This is a genomic window from Vibrio sp. YT-19(2023), assembly GCF_033337395.1.
In genome coordinates, this window is record NZ_JAWOQN010000282.1 from 1 (window position 1) to 860 (window position 860).

The window sequence follows — 860 nt, forward strand, 5'->3', positions numbered from 1 at the left end:
ATTAGAAGAACTGTTTGTCAGCATTGTCAGAGAGGGGAGCAAGTAAATGTACCAACTGTATTGGACGGCATTTCGTAGTTTGCTGGGTAAAGAGGTGACGCGCTTCTCGCGTATTTGGGTACAAACTTTGGTGCCACCAGCGATTACGATGACGCTGTACTTCATCATCTTCGGTAATCTGATCGGTTCTCGAATTGGTGAAATGAGCGGATTTAGCTATATGGAATACATCGTGCCGGGTTTGATCATGATGTCGGTGATCACCAACTCATATTCAAATGTCGCGTCTTCATTCTTTAGTGCAAAACTGCAAAAGAACATCGAAGAGTTGTTGGTTGCACCTGTGCCAAACTACGTCATCATCGCAGGTTATGTCATGGGTGGTGTAACCCGTGGCTTGCTGGTTGGTGCTATTGTGACGTGCGTGTCGCTGCTGTTTGTGGATCTACAGGTTGAGCACTGGGGCATTATTGTGGCGACGGTATTTATGACGTCGGTGGTGTTTGCTCTTGGTGGATTGATCAATGCGGTTTACGCAAAGACGTTTGATGACATCTCAATCATTCCTACGTTTGTATTAACGCCGCTTACCTATCTTGGCGGTGTGTTTTATTCGATTAGCCTGTTGCCTGAGTTTTGGCAAGGTGTATCGAAAATCAACCCAATTGTTTACATGGTGAATGCATTCCGTTACGGATTTTTAGGCGTATCGGATGTCGGTATCGTGACTTCATTTAGTGTACTTGGTGTGTTTGTTGTGGTGCTGTACGCCATTGCCCACTATTTGGTAACAAAAGGGATTGGGCTACGAAGCTAAGCCATGCTCATAAAGAAAAAGAGCAGCTATTTACGCTGCTCTT

General features: G+C 45.1%; 1 protein-coding gene. It reads left to right on the top strand.

What is annotated here, in order from left to right:
- The first annotated feature begins 46 nt into the window (after window positions 1–46).
- Window positions 47–817: an ABC transporter permease gene (locus R7E78_RS25425; protein ID WP_005479696.1), complete on the top strand. Its 771-nt coding sequence runs from the start codon at window positions 47–49 to the stop codon at window positions 815–817.
- Window positions 818–860: the final 43 nt, after the last annotated feature.

Coding starts and splice junctions, on each gene's coding strand:
- R7E78_RS25425 (WP_005479696.1), top strand. CDS start 47: ATGTACCAACTGTATTGGACGGCATTTCGTAGTTTGCTGGGTAAAGAG.